Here is a 26,439-nt window from a genome sequence, read left to right as displayed (position 1 = left end):
AGGACACGGCAGTGCCGTTTCCCTACCCCGATTAATTGTAGGGAAACGGCACTGCCGTGTCCTGATTGTGGGTAATAAAATTCCGATGCTACCGGATTTGATATCAAACCTCTTCGTAGTGAGAACTAGCGTTCCACTCGCGAGTTCTCCATAGCGAGCGGGACGTTCGCACTGCAATGGGAAAATTATGATTCCGATGCAAACGGAAACGAGCTAAAATATGGCAGCTTACCAAGGACTTCCGATTAGGGTGAAACTGCTCCAATAATAAGGATGAGAAAAATCTTGGTTTTGTTGTTGTATGTTAGCCGGTAAATTCAAGTTGCCTGCTGTTGTCACTAACAGCCCGTTTTCGCTCCGAACTTTACGAGCAATCATCGCCTGTTGAGCAAGTTGCAGAGTTTCTGCCTTTGTTGTGGCTCCTCGCAACTGGTTGTAAAATTCGCTCATCAGCCCCAAAGTGCCTCCATCGTCAACATACCACAAACTCCCTAAAGCAGATTTTGCGCCGGATTTTACTGCTAAACCTCCAAAACCTAACTCTGCTTCCCGATCGCCCAAAGCTGTTCTGCAAGCACTCAATACTAACAAGTCTACCTGCGGATTGCGCCAATTTAAACTCTCCATGCGATCGAGCTGCAATTGGGAATTCCACAGTTGAATGTAAGAATTTCTCGGTTTCCCCGGTTGGAATTCAGCGTGAGTTGCTAGGTGAACGATCCGAAATCCTCCCTTGGCGTGTTCGGAGTTGAGATTGTCTATAGTGAAAGTGGAATTGAGGAAAGATGGGCCGCGCCATTGAGCCGAAATCGCCTGCAATTCGATCGGCACGCTGGGCAAGGGCTTTTGATCGACAAATTCTGACCGTCCCATTGCTAGCACTGTGGCGTCTCTAACTGCTTTATAATCGCTATTCGTCAAGCTGAAACTCGGAATTAGGCTGAAACTGTATTTTTCAATCAAGAAGCCTTTACCGTCGTGTAAAGCAGCAAAGGGCAGGCTCCGCAATCCCGGATCGACTGACAGCAACAAAGTCTGAATTCCTAAGTTTTGCAAGTCTTTTTCTAGGGGTGCGATCGCCCATTTATACAGTTGCTGGGCGGCGGCTAGATAGGTGGTAGTAGCGCGTTTTGCGGGATTGGTGATTTCATCGCGCAACTCCTTGACGGCGGGGAAAAGAGCTTCTCTGTTGGCTTCGGGGACGCTGTAGTGAATCGGCCGCCCGACGGGAGGAACTAAAATTATTTCTAATTGTTCGTCTCGCGAGACTAAATAGATAATACCAGACCGCTTGCCGGTTTGCTGTTCGATATTTTTTAAAGTTTGTTGGAAGGTCGCAATCATGATTTTTTGGTCTGGGAGGTTGGCTTTTACCCCCAGGTATTCTCCAAATTCTTGATTCCTGATTTCTTCGATTCCCCAGAGTGTTTCCTGTATGTCGTTACCTTCAAAAAGTCGATCGGGAGACGGAACATATCCCATAACTAAATTAGAAGTATGGTTGACTGTTGGTTGTGTTGATTCTTTTGATGAAGCTTCTACGATGCCGGGGGGTAATTGACTGGTGATACTTCTATCGATGGTTAAAACTCGATCGGCTATACCGCCAGGATTCTCTAGCGGTGGAATTCTGGGGAGTTGAAAGTCTTCTGAATCAACGGTTGAGGATTCTGGTTCCGATGCGGATGTGGCGGCTGCTGTCACAGGTGCGGGCTCTTGTATTTCCGCAGGAGCGATCGCAGTTAATTCTGATACTAACTCTATTGGCTGCGCGGCGATCGGAGTCGGAGTTGGAGTTACTACTGGAGTCGGAGTGACACTCGGAGTCGGAGTTGGAGTTACTACTGGAGTCGGAGTGATACTCGGAGTCGGAGTTGGAGTGACACTCGGAGTAGGAGTTGGAGTTACTACTGGAGTCGGAGTTTCACTCGGAGTCGGACTGGGAGTGATACTCGGAGTCGGAGTGGGAGTTACTACTGGAGTCGGAGTTACACTCGGAGTCGGAGTTGGAGTGACAACTGGAGTCGGAGTTACACTCGGAGTCGGAGTGGGAGTGACAACTGGAGTCGGAGTGATACTCGGAGTCGGAGTCGGAGTGACTGCTGGAGTTGGCGTTGGCGTCGGGTCGGTGCCGTTGTCAGTCGAAAACGCAATATTACCAACACTACTAGAACGCGGAAACGACTGCGATGTAATGCTAGATTGTCCCGTTGTAATTGCACCCGCCGTACCGTTGCTAGCAGCATCCCCCACCACAAACGGTTGAATCGGCGTCCCTCCATCTCCCCCAGCGTGTGTAATTGCGATATTTCCGCCACCTGTGCCGCCAGCAGTAGAAACGCTAGCAAATCCCGTCGGCGAAAGTGGTGTTGAAAAAACACCCGTAGCGCGGAAAAAATTGCCTGTTATTGCTGTGACATCGCCGCCGGTGCCGCTAGTGCCGCCTTGGGCATTGATAAACTCTACTTGAATATCGCCGATCGGATCTAAGAACACATTACCGGCATTTCCGACTATACCGCTAGAGTTAATTTGTCCCGCCGTAATTGAAGTTGTCGCCTTAACAGTTATGTTGCCGCCACTGTCTCCCGATGTATTCAAATTGCCTGCTGTGAAATTGTTACCGCTTGTAAATAGAATTTCTCCGCCATTAGTAGTAATATTTTTAACACTTATATCGCCCTTGGCAGTAATATCGACTTTGCCTGCGGTGACATCTCCCGATAAATTGACTTGTTCCGCGTTCTGTGCTGTCAATTGTTGCGCGTTAATTGTCGAGTTTCCTGTCACATTACCAGCATTTTCGATCGCCAGATTTCCTAACTTGCTAGTGGCCCCCACCGCACCGTTGAAAGTGATGCTGCCGCTACCGGAGGCTAGAGTTAAGTTGCGGGCATTAATGCTGTCACTGTCGATCGCACCAAAAGCAATATTTCCCCCTGCGGTACTAAATACCGCATCCTTTGTCAAAACCAAAGCATTGCTAATATTAATGTTGCCGTTATTTGTCGTAACATTCCCACCTAATTTAGTAGCTAAAGCCGTAACATTAAAACCAGAATTGCTTTTAACATTTCCGATAAATTCCGCATTCGATGCAGTAACGTTCAAAACAGATAATGGCGTTGTTTCTCCGATATTTCCTTGCAGCAGCACATTGCCTGTAGCAGCATCTAAGCCCAACAAATGACCGCCGTCGATCGCACCAGTTATCTTAATATCTCCGCCGCCGGTACTGAGATTAATATCGTTGCCGAGTGTAACAGTGCCGTTGAGAGCGATCGGATTTTTATTGGTATTGATGCCATAATTTAAATTAATTCTGGAAGCGTTGAGAGCAATGCTGCTGTTGTCATTGCCGGTAAGAATGCCATCAAGTGCGATCGTACCTGTTCCCGTTTGAATATTTACTGGGTCTAAAAATGTGAGATTATAGGGAACACTAATATTGGCGCTGCTATCCGATCGCCCGATCGCGATCGAGCTAAATCCATTTTGAATCAAATTAAGTTCCGATGCAGTCAAATCTAAAGCGTTAGTATTGTTATCAGTTCCGCCGACAACAATATTTTGTCCTGCTGTTGCGGGTTGCAGCGTTAGCACGCCACTACCCGAAACATTCCCAGAAAAATCTATTTCACCTGCCGTTAAAGTCAGCGGGTTACTACCTGCCGATAAACTAGAACCGAAAGCAATAGTTGCATCTCCGAGTGTAAAATTTACAGGAGCTTTTAATGTCACCGGGCCGCTAAAAGTAATGCTATCATTAGTTGTGGAGATATTTCCGCTAACCGCAACAGTTCCACCGCCATTTTGAATAAAGGCACCGTCTAAGTTCAGGTTTTTCTCAATATTAAGATTCACTTTATTGGCAATTGTGAGCGTGCCGTCATTGGTGGTTGTTACAGTTCCTTTGAGATTAACATTGTCAGCAGAAATACCGAGATTTCCAGCTACGTCAACTGTATTGTTGAAAGTAATGTCGCTGCCTGAAAGAATCGAGTTTTTGGCAACAGTGACAGCATCGGCATAAGTTTGACTGCCGGTTGTAGTGACATTGCCACCTAAAGATATCTTGCTGTTGGCAGTTAAATTAGTGAGAGGAGTTGTTTCGCCGATCGCACTTTTGAAGGTAAGATTACCGCTAGCAGCTTTCACAGTCAAATCGCTGCTGCCGTTAACTGTATTATTGAAAGTAATGCTGTCACCTGAAATAATCGGATTGTTGGCAATTGTCACTGCATCTCCGTAGGTTTGAGCGCCGATTGTAGTGACATTTCCCTTGACTTGAGTTTTGCCGCCAACATCTGTAGTCAAACTCGCGGCATTAACTGTTTGATTAAATGCAGTTGTGCCTGTAGAATTAGCTGTTAATTTGCCGATCGCACTTGCACCACCAACTGCACCATTAAATGTCACATTACCGCTAACCGCCTTCGCCGTCAAATCGCTGCTACCGTTAACTGTATCGTTAAAAGCAATGCTGTCACCTGAAAGAATCGGATTGTTGGCAATTGTCACTGCATCTCCGTAGGTTTGAGTGCCGGTGGTTGTCACATTGCCATTTAGTTGAGTTGTGCCGCCAACATCTGTAGTCAAACTCGCGGCATTGACTGTTTGATTAAATGCAGTTGTGCCTGTAGAATTAGCTGTTAAATTGCCGATCGCACTTAAACTCCCAACTGCACCGTTAAATGTCACATTACCGCTAACCGCCTTCACAGTCAAATCGCTGGTGCCATTAACTGTATTATTGAAAGTAATGCTGTCACCTGAAATAATCGGATTGTTGGCAATTGTCACAGCATCTCCGTAGGTTTGAGCGCCGGTGGTTGTCACATTTGCCTTGACTTGAGTTGTGCCGCCAACATCTGTAGTCAAACTCGCGGCATTGACTGTTTGATTAAATGCAGTTGTGCCTGTAGAGTTAGCTGTTAAATTGCCGATCGCACTTAAACTCCCAACTGCACCGTTGAATGTCACATTACCGCTAACCGCCTTCGCCGTCAAATCGCTGGTGCCGTTAACTGTATCGTTAAATGTAATGCTGTCACCTGAAAGAATCGGATTGTTGGCAATTGTCACTGCATCTCCGTAGGTTTGAGCGCCGGTGGTTGTCACATTGCCATTTAGTTCAGTTGTGCCGCCAACATCTGTAGTCAAACTCGTAGCATTGACTGTTTGATTAAATGCAGTTGTGCCTGTAGAGTTAGCTGTTAAATTGCCGATCGCACTTAAACTCCCAACTGCACCGTTGAATGTCACATTACCGCTAACCGCCTTCGCCGTCAAATCGCTGGTGCCGTTAACTGTATCGTTAAATGTAATGCTGTCACCTGAAAGAATCGGATTGTTGGCAATTGTCACTGCATCTCCGTAGGTTTGACTGCCGGTTGTCGTGACATTGCCCTTGACTTGAGTTGTGCCGCCAACATCTGTACTCAAACTCGCGGCATTTACTGTTTGATTAAATGCAGTTGTGCCTGTAGAATTAGCGGTAATATTTGCTAATGCTGTGGTATTGCCAACCGCACCATTGAATGTAACATCACCGCTCACCGCCTTCGCAGTCAAATCGCTGGTACCGTCCACAGTATTATTGAAAGTAATGTCGCTACCTGTGAGAATGGGATTATTGGCAAGAGTGACAGCATCTCCGTAGGTTTGACTGCCGGTGGTAGTGACATTGCCATTAAGTGTAGTTGTGCCGCCAGAATTGGTCGTGAAACTGGTAGCCGTGACAGCATTAAATGTAGCTGTACCAGCACTATTGACGGTGATATTTCCTAATGGTGTAGTATTGCCTATTGCTGATATAACTGAAAAGTTAACTGTACCTGTTTCTAAAGTGAGATTGCCGCTGCCATCAATGTTATTCTTAAACAGAATATTGCCACTTGCTGAATTGCCATTGCTCACTAAGACACTATCTCCAACTAAGGTATTGCCGTTAATTGTGATATCTTGAGATTGGGTGGTAATATTGCCATTTAAGTTATTAGTTGTAGCATTCAGAGTAATTGAAGCATTATCAGTTCCCGAAATCGATTGATTGGGATTGACAAAAATAGTGCCTTGAGTATTGAAAGTCACAGGATCGGCAAAAGATACTGGCAAATTCTCTACAGTGATATTGCCTGTAGTAGTGTTCCCTCCGAAAACAATGGCACTAAAGCCATTACGCAATGAGGATAAAAACGGTGCTCCTATATCGATCGCCTGTGGATCGTCACCAAGTCCAGCCTGGAAGCGGATTCCTACATTCGGCGAAAACGGCGCAATTGAAAAAGTGCCTTTACCCTGGGCGGAACCTGCTCCCGAAAAGCCAATCTCATTGCCGGTAATGCTAATATTTCCAGTACCGGGCAATCCATTACCATCAATGCTATTTATCCCAACTTGATTGGGAGTTGCGATCGCGATATCTCCGCCGGCACCGGAACTAGAACTAGAATTAACTACTCCTGAGTATGTAAAAATGTTGCCTGTTTTGCCCGTGAGTGTGATGTTTCCGCCATTGCCAGCAGTGGAACTGGAGTTAAGATTGCCAGCGTTAATATTGTTGGCACTGAGTGTGATTGGGCCTCCATTTCCGGTACTGGATTTGGTATCGATCGCCCCTGTTCCAGTCGTATTAATATCGCCATTAGTGCTGGTAAGGGCGATCGCCCGTCCGGGATTTGTCGTATCGCCTGTAGTAATATCGCCTGTAGTTGTAATCGCGATATCGCTCGGACTGGTAACATTCAGAGAATTGAGTATTGCCAGGGAACGCAAAGGCACTGTCCCCCCAATTGGCCCGTTGAGATTAATAACGCCTTTTACTCCCGCAGTCAAAACTAGGTTGCCATCGCCGTCAACTGTTCCCCCAAAATTAATGTCACCTGCATTCGTTAACCCAGTATCGAGGGTGACATTAGAACCCGTAGCCAGAGAGACTTTGCCACCAAAGGTAATATTCTGTTCGTTGGTGACAATATTTGCATTTAAGTTAGTGGTTGCAGCATTAAAAGTAATTGAAGCGTTGTTTTTACCTGTAATGTTTCCATTGACTGCAATTGTGGAATCTTGAATTGTGACGGGGTTATTAAAAGTAACGCCAGCGGGGTCAAGGGCGATCGCCCCCGTGCCATCCGTCCGTCCGATAACCATTTGCGAAAACCCTTTTAACGTGTCGAGTTCCGCCTGAATCAAATTCAAAGGAGGAACGTCAGGGTTATTCTGAGTACCGCCTATCTGAACACCTAAACTCGGTGTCAGCGGCTGTAAAGTAATAGTACCCTTGCCATTGACTTGAGTCGTCCCTAACAGTTGAATTTCATCGCCCGTCAAAGTGACATTGCCGCCCAAAGCCGCATCAATCACACCGGCCGCGAGGTTAATTGGAATGGAATTGTTGTTAGCACTTCCCGTGAGGCTAATATTACCCGTTCCCGTAGCTTGCACCGTTACCGGCGGTATGCTGGTGTTTAAGTTAATGCCGTAGCTGCTAAATGCTGTCCCTACAGCGGTACCGGTTAAAACAATATCTCCATTCTCCGATCGTACCGTGCCGTTGTTGAGCCAGATCCCGGAATTAGTGCCCGTCCCTGCACTGGCCGTACCCGTCAACGTCACCTTTCCCAAGCCTGCGGTTTGGACTGTAGCACCAACATCTATATATATGCCTTCGTTGGTAGACCCAGCCCCATCACCTGTACCAGTCAGACTGACATTTCCAGAGAGCGCTTTCACTGTGCCACCCCCAAGTTGTATCCCTTGATTGCTATCAGTCCCATTGCCGCCAACACCGCTCAGAGCCACATTCCCGGTGCCTGTGGACTCCACCACCCCTGAACTCGAAATGCCCCTGTTGTTGCCCGCGCTCCCCTTACCTGTTCCAGTTAGGGTGATATCTCCATTCTGCGATTTTACCGTGCTGGGATTATCAATAGTTATCCCTTGATTGCTGTCAGTCCCATTTCCTCCCGTCCCGGTGATGGTGACAGTTCCATTCCCCGTCGTTGACTCGACTGTAGAGTTGATGATTCTAACGCCGGTGTTTTGGGTTAAAGTTCCAGCACCGTTACCAGCCAGGTTTATATTTCCCCCAGCCCGCACTGTACTGCTGTCAATAGATATCCCTTGATTATTATCTATCCCGTTCCCGCCAGTACCGTTGAGAGTAATACTCCCTGTCCCGATCGATTCCACTGTACTGGTAATAATGTTAATCCCCTTGTTTTTGTTTCCAGTTGCATTACCGCCAGTACCATTGAGAGTAATACTTCCAGTCCCAGCCGTCGTGATTCCGCTGTTAGAAATAGAAATGCCGTCATTGAAACTGACTCCAGCCAGTCCTTGACCTCTAATAGAAATATTTCCAGTCCCGGCATTGAGGGTGGAACCGGTGAGATCGACTCCGATGGGATTTGCCGCTGTCCCTACTGCTGGGGAATTTGACGGGTTGGTGCCGCCTCCTAAAATGATGTTGCCACCGTTGGAGTTGATGATAGCATTGGTAATGGCGATCGCCCCTGCACCAGTGCCATCTAAATCTGCATTCAGGGTGATACTGCCGCCGTTAGCGGTGATATTTTTGTTAACAAATATGCTGTTATTAGCATTCAGAGTCAGGGAATTACTATTAGTCCAAGATACCGGAGCGCTGACTGTAATATCGCCTTGATTCGCAAAACCAGATGCAGTGGAAATAGTCACATTTCCCAAACCTAGCTGTGTTTGCAGCGTCCCATTATTAATTGTAGAAGTAGCAGCGGAGGGCGTAAATACTCCTCCTAATGTGCCGCCTGCATCCGCACCTGTACTAATAGTGATATCAGTAGGATCTAATAATAAGGTTCCAGCAATCCCAAAGGTCGATCGCAAATCTACTAATCCTTGAAAATCCAGGGATTGCTTTCCCGAAACTTCTACAAAGCCGCCATTACCAGAAAACAAGCCACCTCTGGCCGTAATATTGCCGTTAAAACGAGTAGTTTCATCAGCCCAAACTATAACTCGCCCGCCATTCCCATTACTCACAGCATCAGCATTAATTGTCGAATCACCGCTCACAAAAGTCCGCGCAGCATTGGGTAGAATCCCCAAACCGCGCTCGTCTCCCCCAACCAGTACAGTACCGCCGCCGTCAGCACCAGAAGCATTGATATTAGCGCCAATAACACCTGCTTTTTCGCCCAATATGTTAACGTTGCCGCCAGTGTTGCCAGAGACGTTGAGAGTGCCGGATGCGATCGCAGTTCCCGCAGCTACCGGCACAGCAACATTCCCCGCCAACACCACTTCGCCATTGGGATTTACCGTCAAACTCGTTGCCGATGCCGCACCTTTTCCTGTCAGCAACTCCGGCAAAGATAACACTGGCTGCGTCCAATTGTTCGGCAGCGAGCTTTGAGTTGCTGTCGGCTGAATATCCAAGCTCAATAAATTTCCCGCTTGACTGATCCGCACCAAATTGTTACCCGGTACGGCGCTGATGAGAATATTGCCGCTAGGCGCAGTTAACTGACCGGTATTGACAACCGTACCGCCGAGCAAAGTTAAACTTTGACCTGGTGGCACCGTCAAATTGCCTGCATTAACAATGCTTCCCCCTTGCAAAGTTGTAAAAGCAAAACTATTCGGCATCCCGATGAAACTTGCCCAATTATTATTGCCGATCGCACTAAACCACTGATTGTTCCCAAAACCAATCCCTGTCGCCGTAGTAGCATTAAAAGATCCAGGCACGTTGAGACTGGCATTCGGCCCGAAAATTATGCCGGCAGGATTCATCAAAAATAAATTGGAATTGCCGCCCGTAACTTGAATTAAGCCATTTATTAAAGAAGGATTTCCCCCAGTAATCCGTCCCAAAATATTTTGAATATTTGGATTGGTAAGAAAGTTAGCAGTTTGACCTTCGCTGAGACCGAACTGAGTAAAACTGTGAAAAAGATTAGCCCGATCTCCGCTGAAAGACCCCCCGGAAATGTCGTAGCGGTTGCCGTTGGGAGTAACAACTGTGTTAGTGCCGTCTGGTGCCGGGGCGATGGGTTGCGCGTTTGCCGAACCCGCCGCTGCACTCAGCCAGCCAACGATGAATAACCATCCGAGCAAAGGTAGTCTGTTGGCTGTCATTGTTTTTAAAGATTGTGCTTAAAGTGCGATCGTATTTATCTATCCTATTTCTACTCCTAAAAACTCCTCACGTCAATAAGATCGCCCTGTTTTTTATACCCGAATAATTGGGATGGAAAGCTGAAGGAAATGTAGGTGTTTATAACCGTTTTCAGTTAAGTGCAGTACAGATGCTCGGGTAGGGACACCGCACTCCCGCCGTGTTTCTAATGTATTCAGGCGCGATCGGGCAATTCAACTTGGTTTCTCGTTTCCACTTTCAGAACTTCCATGACGCAATTACCTTAAGAAACCGGGTTTATGCGTGCGGGAGTGTTGGCGAAAATATGGCGCGCAACGCGAGGCTTAGGGGTTGAAAAACCGGAATAATACTTACGTAAAAATGCGTAAGTACCGCTCGCCTGAATACAGTAGGGACACGACATGGTGCGGTGTCCCTACTTCGAGTGGCAAAAAACACAGCGAGAATCCCTACTCGCGGCCGCCGCTTCCTTCTGCACCGGGCGATCGGCTTGCAGCCAGCTTTGAGGATTAACTGGCCCAACAGCCGAATTTCCCTCAGAAACTTTATATTTTTTTGATAAACTTTACCAAAAATTTACAAAGATTGAGTAAAAATTTTTATGTATTTTTGATAAAAGCTAATGTTTGCAAGTCTTGCAGTCAGCTTGAGATCGTTAACCGACACCAATAAATGTAGTAGGTTAGAAATGGAGAATGAATGAAAATCTTGCTGTTACAGACTAAAGTGCGGCACAAGGAGTGTCAGTGAAAACTCTTAGGACAACAAGCATTCATTTACTCTCATGACACACTTAGATAATATCGGTCTGTAGAGTAACTGCTGTAGAGTCTCTTTTGCAGCTTTGACGATCGTCCGTTCATATCGCATTCAAGGCGATCGTCTATTCCCGCGACGGGAAAATGGCATTTCCCGCCTTACTACCTAACAATATTGGAGGAATCAGGGTTATGACTACCTTAACGCTAGTCAAAAAAACATCTTTTACAGTCGCCAGCTTGGCAACCACAATCTTGCTCAGCATCTGCACGCCCGTCCGAGCCTTCATGTTTGGCACCAGCGGCATCCAGTTCGATCGAGATACAAATATAAACTTTACATTCGACCAATCTCACGGCAGTTACCAGTCCAGCTTGTGGGTAGCCCAAGCTCAGTCAGCAAACACTGGCTACAGCAACATATCCCGCCTATTTTACGAGACTAAACCCTCAGATGACGGCTCTGCGAACAACTGGCAAGGAACCTTCGGCAACGCAGTCACCTCCGACAACGGCTCGATCGACCAAACTTTCACATTTTTGGAGAATCAAGTTTACGCACTCCTGCTCTGGAACGACCTCGGCAGTGGCAAGCCTTTCGAGCAATACGTCTCCAGCAGCACCTTTATGAACAGCTCCGAATGGTTTGCCGCCGGCAGCCAATTCAGCAGAACTGACTGCATGGCGACTGGATGCCAGCAAGCTGTCTTTGGCGACTTTAGCCTCAACAACGACTCCACGGCTCCATTTACAACCGTCAACGGTGGCAAGGGCCCAGAGCAGTTTCCATCGGTGACAACGGCCCAACTCGCTAAGGGTACAAAAATTTCCTTGGACGATGGCGGAAAAGGAGATGACGTTGACTTTCAAAACTTTAGCCTCACGGCTCAGGCAGTCCCCACGGCTCAGGAAGTCCCCGAACCAATCTCAATTTTGGGTACTGTCCTGGGGATCGGGACTTTGGCTGCGGCTCGATCGCAAAAAAAGCGACAGCAGCAACCAGAAAAATGACTCTTAACCAGCCCCATACAAATCTAAATAGTGCGTCTGTTCAGTGGTACTCTGAGGAATAGCATTTCTAAATGTTAAGAGTTTTTCCAATATCGGAAAAATAGCATCCTAACAAAGGCACTATTCATGGTATCCACCGCAACAAAAACGAACGTAGGCTACATCACCCAAATCATTGGGCCGGTTGTAGACGTAAAATTCCCAGGCGGCAAACTGCCCCAAATCTATAACGCTCTCACGATTTCCGGCAAAAACGAAGCAGGTCAAGACATTGCCGTTACCTGCGAAGTTCAACAACTGCTCGGAGACACCCAAGTGCGTGCAGTTTCCATGAGTACCACCGACGGCTTGGTGCGCGGCATGGAAGTAGTAGATACCGGGGAATCGATCCAAGTTCCCGTCGGAATCCCAACTCTCGGCCGCATTTTTAACGTCATCGGCCAACCCGTAGACAACCTCGGCCCGGTCAATACTTCCGAAAGTATGCCCATCCACCGCAACCCTCCGGCTTTCACCGAACTGGAAACCAAGCCTTCGGTGTTTGAAACCGGGATCAAGGTGATCGACCTCCTGGCCCCCTACCGCCGCGGCGGCAAAATCGGTTTGTTCGGCGGCGCAGGCGTCGGCAAAACCGTGATCATGATGGAACTCGTGAACAACATCGCTAAGGCTCACGGCGGCGTGTCCGTGTTCGGTGGTGTGGGCGAGCGCACCCGCGAAGGTAATGACCTCTACAAAGAAATGATCGAGTCGGGGGTTATTAACGAAGAAGACCGCACCAAGTCAAAAATTGCTCTTGTTTACGGTCAAATGAACGAGCCGCCTGGTGCTCGGATGCGCGTGGGCTTGTCGGCTCTGGCGATGGCCGAATACTTCCGCGATGTCAGCAAGCAAGACGTTCTCCTGTTCATTGACAATATCTTCCGGTTCGTGCAAGCGGGTTCTGAGGTATCGGCTCTGTTGGGTCGGATGCCTTCGGCTGTGGGATATCAGCCGACTCTCGGTACGGATATGGGCGACTTGCAAGAACGGATTACTTCGACTACCGAAGGTTCGATTACTTCGGTTCAAGCTGTGTACGTACCTGCGGATGACTTGACTGACCCCGCACCGGCTACGACTTTTGCTCACTTGGACGCTACAACTGTGTTGTCTCGCGGTTTGGCTTCCAAGGGTATTTATCCGGCTGTTGACCCGCTGGATTCTACGTCTACAATGTTGCAAGTTAGCGTTGTCGGCGAAGAGCACTATGGTGTTGCCCGTCAGGTGCAGTCTACTCTGCAACGCTATAAGGAATTGCAAGACATTATTGCAATTTTGGGTTTGGACGAGCTGTCAGAAGATGACCGCTTAACCGTTTCTCGCGCTCGCAAAATTGAACGGTTCTTGTCTCAACCGTTCTTTGTCGCCGAAGTGTTCACCGGTTCCCCCGGCAAATACGTCAAGCTGGCAGATACCATTAAGGGCTTCCAGATGATTTTGGCTGGCGAACTTGACGAATTACCGGAACAAGCTTTCTATTTGGTGGGCGATATCAACGAGGCGATCGCCAAAGCTGAAAAAATGAAAGCTGACGCCAAGTAATTTTAGTCATTAGTCAGTAGTCATTGGTCAGTAGTCATTAGTTAGTAGTCAGTAGTTATTAGTTATTTGTTATTAGTTATTGGTTATTGGTAACAACTGACAACTGACAACTGGCAACTGATAACTGGCAACTGATAACTGGCAACTGACAACTGACAACTGACAACTGATAACTGACAACTGACAACTGACAAGTGACACTTTATGACATTAACTGTGCGCGTAGTTGCCCCAGACAAAACTGTTTGGGATTCTAATGCTGAAGAAGTAATTCTGCCGAGCACCACAGGCCAATTAGGTATTTTAAGCGGTCACGCTCCAATGTTGACGGCTTTGGATACCGGAGTGATGCGCGTCCGTCCCGGCAAGGAATGGGTGTCTATTGCTCTGATGGGCGGCTTTGCAGAAATCCAAGAAAACAAAGTTACTATTCTTGTCAACGGCGCTGAAAAAGGCGAAACCATTGATAAAGAAGCTGCTCGTACTGCTTACACCGAAGCAGAAGCTCGTTTGGAAAAGTCCGCTAGCGGCACTTTGCAAGAGCAAATTCAAGCTAAGCAAGCAATCAAACGCGCGAGAGCTCGTTTCCAAGCTGCCGGCGGCACGCTCTAGCTTTTGTAGTAGGGACACAACATTTTTGTGTCCCTAGTTTTTTGCTAAGTTGTGTCCCTACTGCGAGAGCTAAACTCCCACCTCAGACAAGAGAGATTGCATTGTTTCCCAAGATAGCCCCTGCTGAAGATAGCGGGGGTTATTTGGATTGTAGGGACTCTCCAGCCGATCGACACTGACAATTTTTGCTCCCGACGGCAAAACAGGAACCTCTGGATCGCTCGCGGTCGATCGCACCAAAGAGCTAGAAAAGCCTTTAAAAATAGCAATTTCATCGAATTCGCCGTCAATTTCGGCCTTGACGATTAAAACTTCGTGCGATCGTTTTACCGTGTATTGTTCCAAGCGGCGAGCAATAGAGTCAGCCATAGCAAATATCACTTTCCTGAAATCTGCTATAATATAGCTTAATTTTGCGGCTAATTTCAGGGACAGACACCTAAATTTTTATTTTTAATTCCACCTTTTTTAAGAGCAGGAAGTAAGCGGACATAATATAAATACTTTCAAAAAAATCTGGAATATTTTCGTCCTGCACAACCTACTTATACGATATTTTATGAATCCCATAAAAACTAGGCTTCAATTATCGTTTACCCTTAAAAATATTATTAAACGCCGTTTTGCTTGGGGATATGCGCTGGTATTTATGCTAGTTTTTTGCTTGAGTTTAGCTCTGGCAAGTTGCAACTCACAGCTCATAAATAACTCTCAAGCAAAAACCCAAAATGAACCCTCAAATTTAACAAAAGTTGTCAGAATCGGCCATCAGCGTTTCGGAGCGCTGTTTTATCTCAAAGCTAAAGGCTCTTTGGAAACCCGTTTAGCAGAAATTGGGTGGTCTGTAGAATGGACGGAATTTTCCGCAGGGCCGCCCATTTTAGCAGCAATAGGAAAAGGAAAAATCGATCTGGGTTATGCAGGAGTTGCGCCGCCAATTTTTGCCCAATCAGACGGCGTACCTTTTGTTTATATTGCTAATGATTCAGCTTTACCTGGAAGCATTGGCATCATAGTTCCTCAAGATTCTCCAATTCGGACTCTAGCGGATCTCAAAGGCAAGAAAATAGCAGCAACTCAGAAAACCGCAGGTCACTATTTGTTAATTCGGGCGTTAACTCAAGGTGGCTTGCAGTTAAAAGATGCAGAATTGGTCGATTTGCCTCCACCAAAAGCTCAGGAAGCATTTGTGAGAGGCGAGGTTGATGCTTGGGCGATTTGGCAGCCGTTTCTAGCTCAGTTACAGGAAACTATGCCTGTTCATTTCTTGACTGACAGCGACGGGCTGATGAATGATAGAAACTTCTATTTGGCAAGTCGCTCTTTTGCTAGCGACTTTCCCGATATTGTTAAAATAGTGATGGGAGAAACGCGACAGATGGCTACTTGGATAACTAAAAATCCCGAGCGAGCAGCGGAATTGATCGGCGCTCGAACCGGAATGAAAATAGCTACAGCTATCATGTTAACCAAAAGCCGCCGCTACGATTTGCTGCCAATTCAAGACAGGGCAGTTGAAGAACAGCAGCGGATTAGTGAAATTTTCTTTCGGTTGGGACTGATTCCCGATCGCCTTTGGATTGAAGATGTTATTTGGAAACAAAAATTAGATTTATAAAACCAGAACTTAGGCAAAGGTATCGATAAATCAACGGTTGCGATTCCGCAAGTCTTAAAAATGTGAAATTGGGTGTATCCTATAGAGTGAGATCGAACTGTTAACTGGCAGAATCAAATGTCATCAATTGCCAACCAACTGCGTTACGGTTTTGTCTCGATTGTTGTGGCAAGCGTATTGATGGCGGGAAGTACCTTAGCTTACCTCAGCTTTCGGGGACAAATAGAACAGACAAAACAGCTTCAGTACGAGCGATCGCAAGCTGCTGCTGTCCAAATTAGCGCTTATCTGGATAACTTGCAGCGCCAACTCAATTATTTGTCAGAATTGCGCGGTTTAACAGAATTTAATCCTGAAACTCAGCGCAGCATTCTCGAAGGATTGGTCAACAGCAACAGCGCCTACGAAGTCGTGGGAATTTTTAACAGTAAAGGTCAAATCATACAGGCGATGTCGCCTTACGAATCCTTTTCTATCTCTAGCTTAACTTTAGCAGGTATTTCGGGAGATGCACCTATATTTTGGGAGACTTTTGGGCAGACTCAAAATTATGTTAGTCCAGTAGATGTCGATATGAAAACAGCGGTTAATGTTGTTAACTTAGCCGTGCCTGTTCGCAACAGTAAAAATCAAATTGCAGGAGTATTGTTTGCCAGAGTAAGTCTCAATTTTTTAACTCAAATTGCATCCAGAACGCAAGTTGGAAAAACTGGATACAGCTACGTTCTCGACCACCGCTCAGTGCTGATTTCGGAAACCGGAAACAAGATTAATCCATATTTACTGCAAGATTTGAGAGGGCGGCCCTTTGTGCGAGAGTTATCCAAATTAGCTTTAGCTTCGGGGATTCAATCTCCGATCGTTTATCGAGGCTTGCGCGGGGAAGAAGTCACGGGCACGGGTGCGATCGTGCGGAGGGCGCAGTGGATGGTGGTTGTAGAGCTGCCTACGGCGGAAGCTTACGCCCCGGTGCGATCGCTCCTATACGTCATGGGTACAGTTACCCTCGCCAGCGCCCTCGTCGCCGTGGGCTTGGGGGTGGCTTTTGCTCGATCGATTACAAATCCTTTGAAATCCCTAACATCCGCAGCTACTAAAATGACTAGCGGAATGTTGGAAACTCGGGTAAATATTGCAGCATCTAACGAACTCGGAAAATTAGCTAATGCTTTCAACAGCATGGCCGGTCAATTGGAAGTATCTTTCACAAAATTAGAGCATCAAAATGCCCAATTGCAGCGACTTGACAAACTCAAAGACGAATTTTTAGCCAACACTTCTCACGAACTCCGCACCCCGCTTAACGGCATTATCGGTTTAACTGAATCTTTGATCGACGGTGCTACAGGACAATTGCCAGAATCGACTATTTCCAATCTGGAAATTATTGCATCTAGCGGCAGAAGACTGTCCAATCTCATCAACGACATTCTCGATTTCTCGAAGCTGAGACACAAAAATATTGAACTGCAAATCAAGCCTGTCGGCATCCGAGAAATTGTCGATATCGTGGTGACTCTTTCTCAACCTCTAATCGGTACAAAAAATTTGCAGTTGATTAATTCAGTCACTCCCGACATTCCCCTCGTGGATGCCGATGAAAATCGGGTGCAACAAGTTCTTTATAACTTAATCGGCAATGCGATTAAATTTACCGAAAGCGGCAGAGTTGAAATTTCCGCGAATGCGATCGGCTTGGATTCGCCGCCTTTGACAGACAAAGAAAGTTCAGTAACAAGTCAGATTCAATCTTTAATTGTCAGGTCAAAACTGCAAATTACTGTATCCGATACTGGTATTGGCATTGCTGAAGATAAATTAGAACTAATTTTTAAATCTTTTGAACAAGGAGACGGTTCCACTGCTAGAGAATATGGAGGAACAGGGTTAGGTTTGGCAGTTACAAAGCAGTTGGTCGAACTGCACGGTGGCGAAATACAGGTATCTTCAAAACTAGGTATTGGTTCGCAGTTTACCTTTAGTTTGCCAATCTCTCAAAATCAGTACATTGAGCGCAAGCATTTGCCAGCAACGGTTCTGCCGTCTTTAGTTTCAATAACCAACGATCGCAGGTTAATAAATTATGAAACCGCCGCACTAACTTTTAATAATAAGAGTTCGATCGATGATAAAGAACGCCAAGAAAACAGTCAAGTGAAAATCTTGATTGTAGATGACGAACCTGTGAATGTTCAGGTATTGGCTAACAATTTGCTTCTCGAAAATTATGCGATCGCCGAAGCTAGCTGCGGTAAAGAAGCTTTAGCCCTTCTAGACAGAGGCTACAAGCCCGATCTAATCTTACTGGATATCATGATGCCGCGGATGACTGGTTACGAAGTTTGCGAGAAAATCCGCGAGAAATTCACCGCTATCGAAGTACCAATTGTGATGCTAACCGCCAAAAATCAAGTATCTGACTTAGTGCAAGGTTTCAATGCAGGAGCCAATGATTTTTTAACTAAACCGTTTGTCAAAAATGAATTGCTAGCCAGAATTAAAACTCACATCCGTCTGGCAAAAATCAATGCAGCTTACGGTAGATTTGTCCCCCACGACTTTCTGCGATTTTTGGGACACGAAAGTATTGTTGATGTCCGACTAGGCGATCAGATTCAGAAAGAAATGACAGTTTTATTTTCGGACATTCGCTCTTTTACGACTATCTCCGAAGCGATGACTCCCCAAGAAAACTTTAATTTTATCAACAGCTACCTCAGCCGAGTGAGTCCGGTAATTCGCGCTCACCAAGGTTTCATCGATAAATATATTGGCGATGCGATTATGGCACTATTTCCTGAGTCGGCAGATGATGCTGTTCGCGCGGCGGTGGAAATGCAAAAACAAGTTATTATTTACAACCAGCACGGACAACGGAGCAATTATGCACCGATTACGATCGGCATCGGTTTGCACGCGGGAACTTTAATGTTGGGTACGATTGGCGAGCAAAAACGGATGGAAAGTACGGTGATTGCTGATGCGGTAAATCTCGCGTCTCGTTTGGAAGGACTGACTAAGGTTTACGGATCGGGAATCCTAGTTACTGAATCAATTTTAGAGCGTTTGGGCGATCGAGAAAAATATATGTGCCGATTTGTCGCTCGAGTCACAGTAAAAGGCAAAAAATCTGCCGTGTCGGTGTTTGAGATTTATGATGCAGAAACAGAACAAAGCATTAAACTCAAACAGGAAACTGCTGCTGCATTTGAAAAAGGTCTGGAGCTTTATTTCGAGCAAAATTTTAGTAAATCGCAAAAAATATTCAAGAAGATTTGCGAAACAAATCCTCAAGATAAGTTAGCCGCAACCTACTACCAGCGTTCTCTGAAGAATAGAATGTATGGAGTGTCAGAAGGATGGTCGGGAATAGAAGCTTTGGATGAAAAGTAGTAAAAGTAGCATTAAGCTGACGGCAGAAATTTTTATGTGTTTATCCGGTTTTTTGTACCTAGTCTCAGTCATAATATATTCAGAGCAAAGCATGGGAACCCAAAATTGGGAGTTTTCCTGAGAGATTTGCCGTCGAGCGCGCTGGTTTGACTTCTTCCTCGCATATATTGCGAAAATCTCTGCGAAAAAGAAACCCGATTTCTCGGAAAAATCTCAAGTTTGACAGCGATTCAGGAAGAAACCGAGAATCAAACTTTGCTTGTGCAAGTTTTGTTCAACTACAAAATGGTTTACAATACTTAGCAGCGAGCGGTGCAGCTTCGATCGCCCGTATCAACTGTGTCTTTCAAGCTAAATTAATGTTATGTCCACTCTTTCTCTCAAGCACTTGGTGGCCAAACTTTCAGGAAAAGCGACGCTGCAAACTGTACTCATAGTTCCGTTTGTCTTGCAAGTATTTGCAGCGGTGGGTATTGTGGGATATTTATCATTTAGGAACTCTCAAAGAGCAGTGAATGACCTTGCCGATCAGTTGATGGGGGAGGTGAGCAATCGCATCGAGCAAAATTTGAGAACTTATCTGGAAACTCCGCACCAAATCAATCAAAGCAAGCTGGATGCTGTGAAACTGGGTTTTGTGAACATGAAAGACTTGTCAGCTTGGGAAAAGTATCTGTGGCGGCAAGTGCAATTATATCCTTATATCAATTTTACGTCGATCGCCAATCAAGATGGAGAATATCGCACCGGCGAAAAAATGTCGAACGGCACTTTATTGATTAACGCATCGGGTCCGTCTACAAATTTTGATTTTTATTCTTACAATACTAATAATGCGGGCGATCGCGCGACAGTAGCAGCCACCGTTAAAAACTTCGACATCCGACAGCACCCTTCCTACAGCTATGCGGCTCTAGCAGCCAAACCAACTTGGAGTTCAGTTTATATATCCTTCCTAGAACCCACATTGCTCCTCAGCGCGCTGCAACCAGTTTACAACAGCCAGAAACAGCTAGAAGGAGTATTAATTGCTGCTTTGCGTCTCGACAGTATCGGTCAATTTTTAAACAGTCTCAAAATAGGCAAATCCGGTCAAACTTTTATTATCGAAAGAAACGGCACGCTGCTGGCAACTTCCACACCCGAAAAACCTTTCCGCAGCAAAAACGGTAAAAAAGAATTGTTTAAAGTTACAGAAAGCAGCGACGCAGTAACGCAAACTACAGCTAAATATTTAGAAAGTCACTTTCAAAACTTGCAGCAAATTACCAAATCGCAGCAAATAAATGTTGAGATAAACGGCAAGCAGAAATTTTTAAAAGTCCTGCCGTTCCAAGACGGCAAAGGTTTAGATTGGCTGATTGTCGTCGTCGTTCCCGAAGCCGACTTTATGGAACAAATCCATGCCGGCAACCGAACTACAGTGCTGCTATGTCTGGCAGCTTTGGGCATGGCAACTGTTCTAGGAATTCTCACTTCTCGCTGGATTATCAAACCTATTTTAAAATTAAAAGATGCAGCAATAGCTTTGTCTGAAGGACAATTTGACAGAACTGTAAAGCTCGATCGTTCCGACGAGTTGGGCATACTTGCCACTGCTTTTAACAGCATGGCAGCACAACTGCAAGCATCTTTTACTGCCTTAGAGACTAAAAATACCGAATTGCAGCGACTGGACAAACTAAAAGACGAATTCTTAGCCAATACTTCCCACGAACTCCGCACTCCCCTCAACGGCATTATTGGGATTGCAGAATCTTTAATAGACGGTGCTACCGGACAACTGCCAGAATCAACAAATTTTAACTTAGCTTTGATTTCATCCTCGGGCCAAAGATTGTCTTCTTTAATTAACGATCTTCTGGACTTTTCTCAGCTAAAACATAAAACGATAGAACTGCAAATTAAGGCCGTCGGTATTCGAGAAATAGTCTCTGTAATCCTCACCTTATCTCAACCATTAGTAGGCAAAAAAAAATTGCAGTTGATTAACTCAGTCGCTCCTGAATTGCCGCCAATAGCAGCCGACGAGAATCGCTTGCAGCAAATACTTTACAACTTAATCGGCAATGCGATTAAATTTAGCGAAAGCGGCAGAGTTGAAATTTCAGCAGAATTGGTAACGGGCAACGAACAATCACCGCCTAATTCCCAATTAGCGATTACTGTATCCGACACCGGTATTGGCATCCCCGAAGATAAATTAGAGCGAATTTTTGAATCCTTTGAGCAAGCTGACGGTTCCACTGCTAGAGAATATGGCGGCACGGGTTTAGGGTTAACTGTTGCCAAGCAATTAGTGGAATTGCACGGAGGTAAAATTTGGGTATCTTCAACTGTAGGCGTAGGTTCCCAATTCACTTTTACTTTGCCCGTATCTGAAACTCAGCCGGAATTTAGCAGCAGACAGCCGCATTTAACCGAGGGATATCGGCATTTAATCACTCCTGAATTAGCCCGCGAATCATCTATAATAAATTCTCAGGTATCAGACAATAGCGACTTGCTAGAAAGTGAAAAATTAAAAATTTTGGTAGTTGATGATGAGCCGATTAATATTCATGTCATCATCAACAGTCTTTCTGTAGAAAACTACGATATCACTCAAGCGAGCAACGGCTTAGAAGCTTTAAATCTGATTCAATCAGGATTTAAGCCCGACTTAATTTTACTGGATGTAATGATGCCGCAGATGACTGGTTATGAAGTGTGTCGAGAAGTCCGCAAAAAATACTCGCCTTTAGAAATGCCGATTCTGATGCTGACGGCCAAAAATCTAACTACCGACTTGGTAGAAGCTTTTAACTTAGAAGCAAATGATTATGTAACTAAACCTTTTATCAAAAAGGAATTGTTGGCGAGAATCAACACGCAAATTCGCCTTGCTAAACTGAATGCAGCCTACGGCCGGTTTGTGCCGCACGATTTTCTAAACTTGCTGGAAAAGCCGAGTATTATTGAAGTAAAATTAGGCGAAAACCAGGAAAGAGATATGACAGTCCTGTTTGCGGATATTCGCTCGTTTACGGCGCTTTCCGAAAATATGACACCGCCTGAAAATTTTGCATTTATTAACACTTACTTGGGAAGGGTTAGCCCTGCAATCAGGAAAAATAACGGGTTTATTGACAAATACATTGGGGATGCAGTCATGGCACTGTTTCCTACATCTTCATCTGATGGCGTGCGAGCAGCAATTGATATGCAAAAAGAAGTGAATATCTACAACCAGCAGCGAGAACAAAATGGTTTGTGTCCGATCGCGATCGGCGTCGGTTTGCACGCGGGCAATTTAATGTTGGGTACAATTGGCGAGCGAGAACGAATGGAAAGTACCGTGATTGCTGATGCGGTGAATCTCGCATCTCGTTTGGAAGGATTGACTAAGGTTTACGGCGCGGGCATTCTAGTTAGCGGTGCAATTATCGATCGCCTTGACGATCCAGAAAAATATAAGTACAGATTTGTCGATCGAGTAACGGTGAAAGGAAAGACAAATGCTGTGTCGGTGTTTGAAATTTACGATACAGAAACAGAGCAGAGCATTGTACTCAAGCAGCAAACTGCGGAGATTTTTCAAGAAGCTCTCAATTTTTACTACGAGCAAAAATTTGTTGCCGCCCAAAAAGTATTTCAGAATATTTTACAAATCAATCCTGACGATCGGGTAGCAATGCTGTATTTCAAACGAGCTCGCAAGTATCGAATGTACGGAGCCCCGGATGGGTGGTCTGGCGTGGAAACTTCGACGGAGAAATAGGGCGCACACTGCACGCCCTACTCTCTTTAACAGATGGTTGCACAAACTTTAAAATATAGTTGTACAAACGCCTAATTTATTCCAAGTTTTATGGCCGACAATGCCATCAGCAAAGATTTGTTGTTGTTTTTGAAAATTGATGACTGCTTGTTGGGTTTTCGCGCCGAATCCTCCATCAGTAGTTACGGAAAATCCGCTGGCGTTCAACAGTCGCTGAAGGTAGCGAACGTCCTCATTTTGGGTGACGCCATCGTTGCGTTTGAGTAGGGGAAAATAACGGCAGGAAGGTAATTCCATGTGAATTGCGTTTGTGGCTTGCATGGTTTGAGTCTCCATTGGTTGTTTGCAAGTTGTTGGAAAGCAGAGAAGTGCGGAAATGATGTTAATAGTTCTGGATACACTCTTGACTGGCAGAAACGGGGTTTCGGCTTAGCTGAACCACCAGGTTTTTTAGCGTTTCTGGGAGCGTAAAGGAAGTATTGCTGTGAAAAAACCCAGTTTCTTGCTACCCGTGCGCCTAGGATTAGTTAACTTGGATTTAACATCCGGGTTCACCTGTATAACAAGCGCCTAATAAATTCCAAGTTTGAGGGCCGACAATGCCATCAACAGCAATCTTATTTTGCTTTTGAAATTTGATGACTGCTTGTTCGGTTTTTGGGCCGAAGAATCCATCAGTTGCGACGGGATATCCCTTTTTAACTAAGGATTGTTGGAGATAGCGCACGTTTTGATTGGCAGCGGTGCTATTATTTCGTTGCAGTGTGGGTAGTGAAGAGCAAATAGGTAATTGAGCGTAAATTGAATTTGTGCTTTGCATGGTTTGATTGGGGATTAGTGGTTTGCAAGTTGTTTGAACTTGCTATTCCTCAGTTGTAGCTGTGGGGGAAAGTGCTTTAACAGTCGCTTTTTATAGTGACGCTTATCTGGGATAGCTCAGATGAGTGACACGCCGCTATCAAATCCGTTTTGTAGAAAGTAATTGTCAAAGGCAAACAGCAGCCAATTTTCATTTTTTATCAATTTTTAGCATTTTTGCTGGAAGCCCCCACACCATACCTGTACGGCTGTTAGTGCCGGGATGGATAGGCGGATTGACGTAGGTTGGCGAGTCAATCAATCTTGTCACGGTGTACTCGATCCACTCTTGTAAAAGCTGAGTAAGATTTTTTTTAAAAAGTAAAAATATTGTATTTAAAACGAGTTAACCATTTGATCGAAAATGGCGATCTGGAAAAGTGGTAGGGGGTTGAGACTTTAACTTAGAAGTGATATCGTAGTATCGGTAGATAGTAGATTTGCGGCTGTCAAACAATTTGAGAATTGAATCAATAACAATTTCTGTAACTATCGGGTTAAAGTCGGAAATAAAGTCGTCGGCGTTTAGATTGTGTTTAAAAAATTCCTTAGCTCGATCGCACTGATAGCGCATTTCGTCAAAGCCAACAATTTTCACAACAAACGTTGTGAGTGGCGAGTTCTCCAAATCGGTATTAGAAGTGCTTTTAGCCCGCCCATTTTCTAATAAATTCAATACTTCCGCTTCTAAATTAATTTTAGGTTTGTAAGGTTTCTCTATTTCTGGAAAAAAGCTTTCCAGGCGCACGCAGTTAGCAGATTTATCGGGAATTCCTCCCATCATCATCGCCAGAGAAACATCGATCCCCAAATCCGAAGAAAGAGCTTCTAGCAGGGCGAGAGCAGCCAGTTTGCACCCCAAATAAAGCTTTGCAATTTCGAGATTGTACTTAGCAGTAGTTTCCCAGCGCTCATAGGTGCGATCGTCTGGATATCCCTCAAACTGCCGGAAAATTATCTCTGGCTTCAGATAATTCAGAAAACCTTCCATCTTCAGCAAAGCAACTCGGTAGTCGCGAACCGTGTAAAAACCCCAGGAGATGAGATTGTGATTGGTTTCCGGCAGTAAATTCCAGGTATTTGCCAAAAAATGGGCTGAACTGTGGTGAGCAAAACTCATCACATCCCGGTTAGAAATTCGCACAGCTTTTTTCACCGTTTCCCGCATTTGCTCGTCAGTCAAACTGAGATTAAACAGGCTATTTATTGCTTGCAAGCGGTCATAAAAGCGCTGGCTTACCGTTACTCCGCACTCGGCGGCGCGAAACGGAATTGTTGCTTCAATGCAGCCTGCAATTTGAAGCAATTGCTCGCGTTTGAGAAATGGTTCTAGAGCTTTTGCTGCTACCACAGCGCTGAGAAATTCGTTTTGTCCGGAGAAAGGATTGAGAACTTCGCCCGGTTCAAAATTGAATACCAGCATTACCATCTCGAAGATAGCATCCGCCGAAAGTTCAGCTTTATCCCGAATTTGTAGCTGTTTGTTAACCTCTTTTGCAACAGGAGTGATGTAGTAGCTGACGTTAAAGTTAATGCTGCGATCGACTTGCACGTAGACGGTATCGTGAAATAAAGCTGCCAAAACCTCGATCGCGTCTTCATCTCCCCCCACATCAAAAATATGTTCGGGAGTGTGAAAAAACCGCCAGGGACCCATCATCGGCTGAACAATCAGTTCGGCAATCCGAGCGAGTTCACTTGGTTCGATTTTTGCTTCCAGGCGATCGATCGCCCAAATCAGCTTTTCTAAGCACTGTAAGTAGGCTTGTTTGCTATCCATCACAGTCTTTCCCAATAACATTGCTGTCAGTCGATTTTAGATTTTAGATTTTAGATTTTAGATTGACTCCACAGATGAATCTGGGAGCTTGTACCTTAGTCTAAAATTTTTATATCTCCACGACTGGAATCGGGGGCTTGTATCCGTTTTTGGGCGGGGTCACGTCAGCCACCCTGCTGTTAGTTTGATTTTTTCCTAGATGCGCCCGGCTTTTTTGAGTTGGATTGAGCTTTTTGTTGAAGACTTTAGCGGCAATTTAGGAAGCAAATACTTACTTAAAATCCACTTAATTGCCGGTAGCTGACCTCCCCTGTTTTCCCAGTTTAATTAGCACAAAGTATGACAAGTAAAGTACATAAATCGCTAAACCTATCAGACCCAACAATCCCAAAAATTGAGGGTTTGCTGTAGCGTGAAACATCTGTTTGTACAGCCAAGGCGGGTCAAACCAAACACGGCAAAAAGGTTCGTCAATTACCTGAATTTGAGATTTAAAGGCACAGCTTAAGAAGGGAAGTTGAGCTAGAGCGCCCAAACCGCTGTAAACAGTAATCGCCCACCGCCAAGCTGTAAAAGCCAGTTTCAGGGGCGACTGCGGTCGATCGGCAATTTCTTCGTTTAAATCCTGCCAAAACCACAGACAAGCAGGAATCAAAGCCCTCCCCATCACCGACGACACAAAGCTCACAGGCAGCGCAGCCATCATCAGGTAAAGTGTAATTGCCAGCAAACTCGCCACCCGCCAATAAATCATCAACAAACGGACGATCGCGTCAGATGAAGCAAAAACAGCCCAAATCAGCACTACCAGCGGGATCGAAACGGTTAATAACACAGACAACCGGTAATCCATCCAGACTAGCGGTTGAAACCAAGGCCCGGTGGCTGCCAATAAAAGACTCAACATCTTTGGGAAAATAT

The 26,439-nt window shown here is 45.4% G+C and carries 13 protein-coding genes; 7 read left to right on the top strand and 6 right to left on the bottom strand.

Going from position 1 to position 26,439, the window contains the following annotated elements; translation table 11 throughout:
* Positions 1-228 precede the first annotated feature (228 nt).
* Positions 229-10,122 (bottom strand): CHAT domain-containing protein, encoded by a 9,894-nt coding sequence (locus QUA02_RS08425; RefSeq protein ID WP_333026661.1) that lies wholly within the window; start codon positions 10,120-10,122, stop codon positions 229-231.
* 382 nt (positions 10,123-10,504) lie between these two features.
* On the opposite strand from QUA02_RS08425, the gene QUA02_RS08420 reads away from it, so the two are divergent.
* From QUA02_RS08420 to atpC, 4 genes are all read left to right on the top strand, one after another.
* Positions 10,505-10,657 (top strand): hypothetical protein, encoded by a 153-nt coding sequence (locus QUA02_RS08420; protein ID WP_333026659.1) that lies wholly within the window; start codon positions 10,505-10,507, stop codon positions 10,655-10,657.
* Between the two features lie 437 nt (positions 10,658-11,094).
* Positions 11,095-11,913, top strand: a complete 819-nt coding sequence (locus QUA02_RS08415) for a PEP-CTERM sorting domain-containing protein (protein ID WP_333026658.1) — start codon at positions 11,095-11,097, stop codon at positions 11,911-11,913.
* Between the two features lie 126 nt (positions 11,914-12,039).
* On the top strand, positions 12,040-13,497 hold the full coding sequence (gene atpD, locus QUA02_RS08410; RefSeq protein WP_333026657.1) for a F0F1 ATP synthase subunit beta: 1,458 nt from the start codon (positions 12,040-12,042) through the stop codon (positions 13,495-13,497).
* A 204-nt stretch (positions 13,498-13,701) separates the two neighbouring features.
* Complete coding sequence (gene atpC, locus QUA02_RS08405; RefSeq protein ID WP_333026655.1) at positions 13,702-14,109, top strand: ATP synthase F1 subunit epsilon; 408 nt, start codon at positions 13,702-13,704, stop codon at positions 14,107-14,109.
* A gap of 69 nt (positions 14,110-14,178) precedes the next feature.
* On the opposite strand, the gene QUA02_RS08400 is transcribed toward atpC, so the two are convergent.
* Positions 14,179-14,478, bottom strand: a complete 300-nt coding sequence (locus QUA02_RS08400; RefSeq protein WP_333026654.1) for a DUF7734 family protein — start codon at positions 14,476-14,478, stop codon at positions 14,179-14,181.
* Positions 14,479-14,668: 190 nt separating this feature from the next.
* On the opposite strand from QUA02_RS08400, the gene QUA02_RS08395 reads away from it, so the two are divergent.
* From QUA02_RS08395 to QUA02_RS08385, 3 genes are all read left to right on the top strand, one after another.
* The gene (locus QUA02_RS08395) at positions 14,669-15,727 is read left to right on the top strand and encodes an aliphatic sulfonate ABC transporter substrate-binding protein (RefSeq protein ID WP_333026652.1); all 1,059 of its coding nucleotides are present in this window, start codon (positions 14,669-14,671) and stop codon (positions 15,725-15,727) included.
* A gap of 117 nt (positions 15,728-15,844) precedes the next feature.
* Positions 15,845-19,120, top strand: coding sequence for a response regulator (locus QUA02_RS08390; protein WP_333026651.1), 3,276 nt, complete (start codon positions 15,845-15,847; stop codon positions 19,118-19,120).
* A gap of 364 nt (positions 19,121-19,484) precedes the next feature.
* Entirely contained in the window at positions 19,485-22,880 is a 3,396-nt protein-coding gene (locus QUA02_RS08385) for an ATP-binding protein (protein WP_333026649.1), read from the top strand.
* A gap of 48 nt (positions 22,881-22,928) precedes the next feature.
* Here QUA02_RS08385 and QUA02_RS08380 read toward each other — a convergent pair whose 3' ends face one another.
* The 4 genes from QUA02_RS08380 to QUA02_RS08365 all read right to left on the bottom strand — a co-directional run bounded on the left by QUA02_RS08380 (position 22,929) and on the right by QUA02_RS08365 (position 26,425).
* Positions 22,929-23,201, bottom strand: a complete 273-nt coding sequence (locus QUA02_RS08380; RefSeq protein ID WP_333026648.1) for a peptidoglycan-binding domain-containing protein — start codon at positions 23,199-23,201, stop codon at positions 22,929-22,931.
* Positions 23,202-23,418: 217 nt separating this feature from the next.
* Positions 23,419-23,700: a peptidoglycan-binding domain-containing protein gene (locus QUA02_RS08375; protein WP_333026647.1), complete on the bottom strand. Its 282-nt coding sequence runs from the start codon at positions 23,698-23,700 to the stop codon at positions 23,419-23,421.
* 384 nt (positions 23,701-24,084) lie between these two features.
* Positions 24,085-25,539: a hypothetical protein gene (locus QUA02_RS08370; protein WP_333026645.1), complete on the bottom strand. Its 1,455-nt coding sequence runs from the start codon at positions 25,537-25,539 to the stop codon at positions 24,085-24,087.
* A gap of 265 nt (positions 25,540-25,804) precedes the next feature.
* Positions 25,805-26,425, bottom strand: coding sequence for a DUF3177 family protein (locus tag QUA02_RS08365; protein ID WP_333026644.1), 621 nt, complete (start codon positions 26,423-26,425; stop codon positions 25,805-25,807).
* Positions 26,426-26,439 lie beyond the last annotated feature (14 nt).

Origin of the sequence: Microcoleus pseudofavosus SVA1_A4, from assembly GCF_036700565.1 — a bacterium.
GTDB lineage: Bacteria > Cyanobacteriota > Cyanobacteriia > Cyanobacteriales > Microcoleaceae > Microcoleus.
The sequence above is the reverse complement of the archived record's forward strand: the minus strand, read 5'-3'. Positions and strand labels throughout refer to the sequence as shown.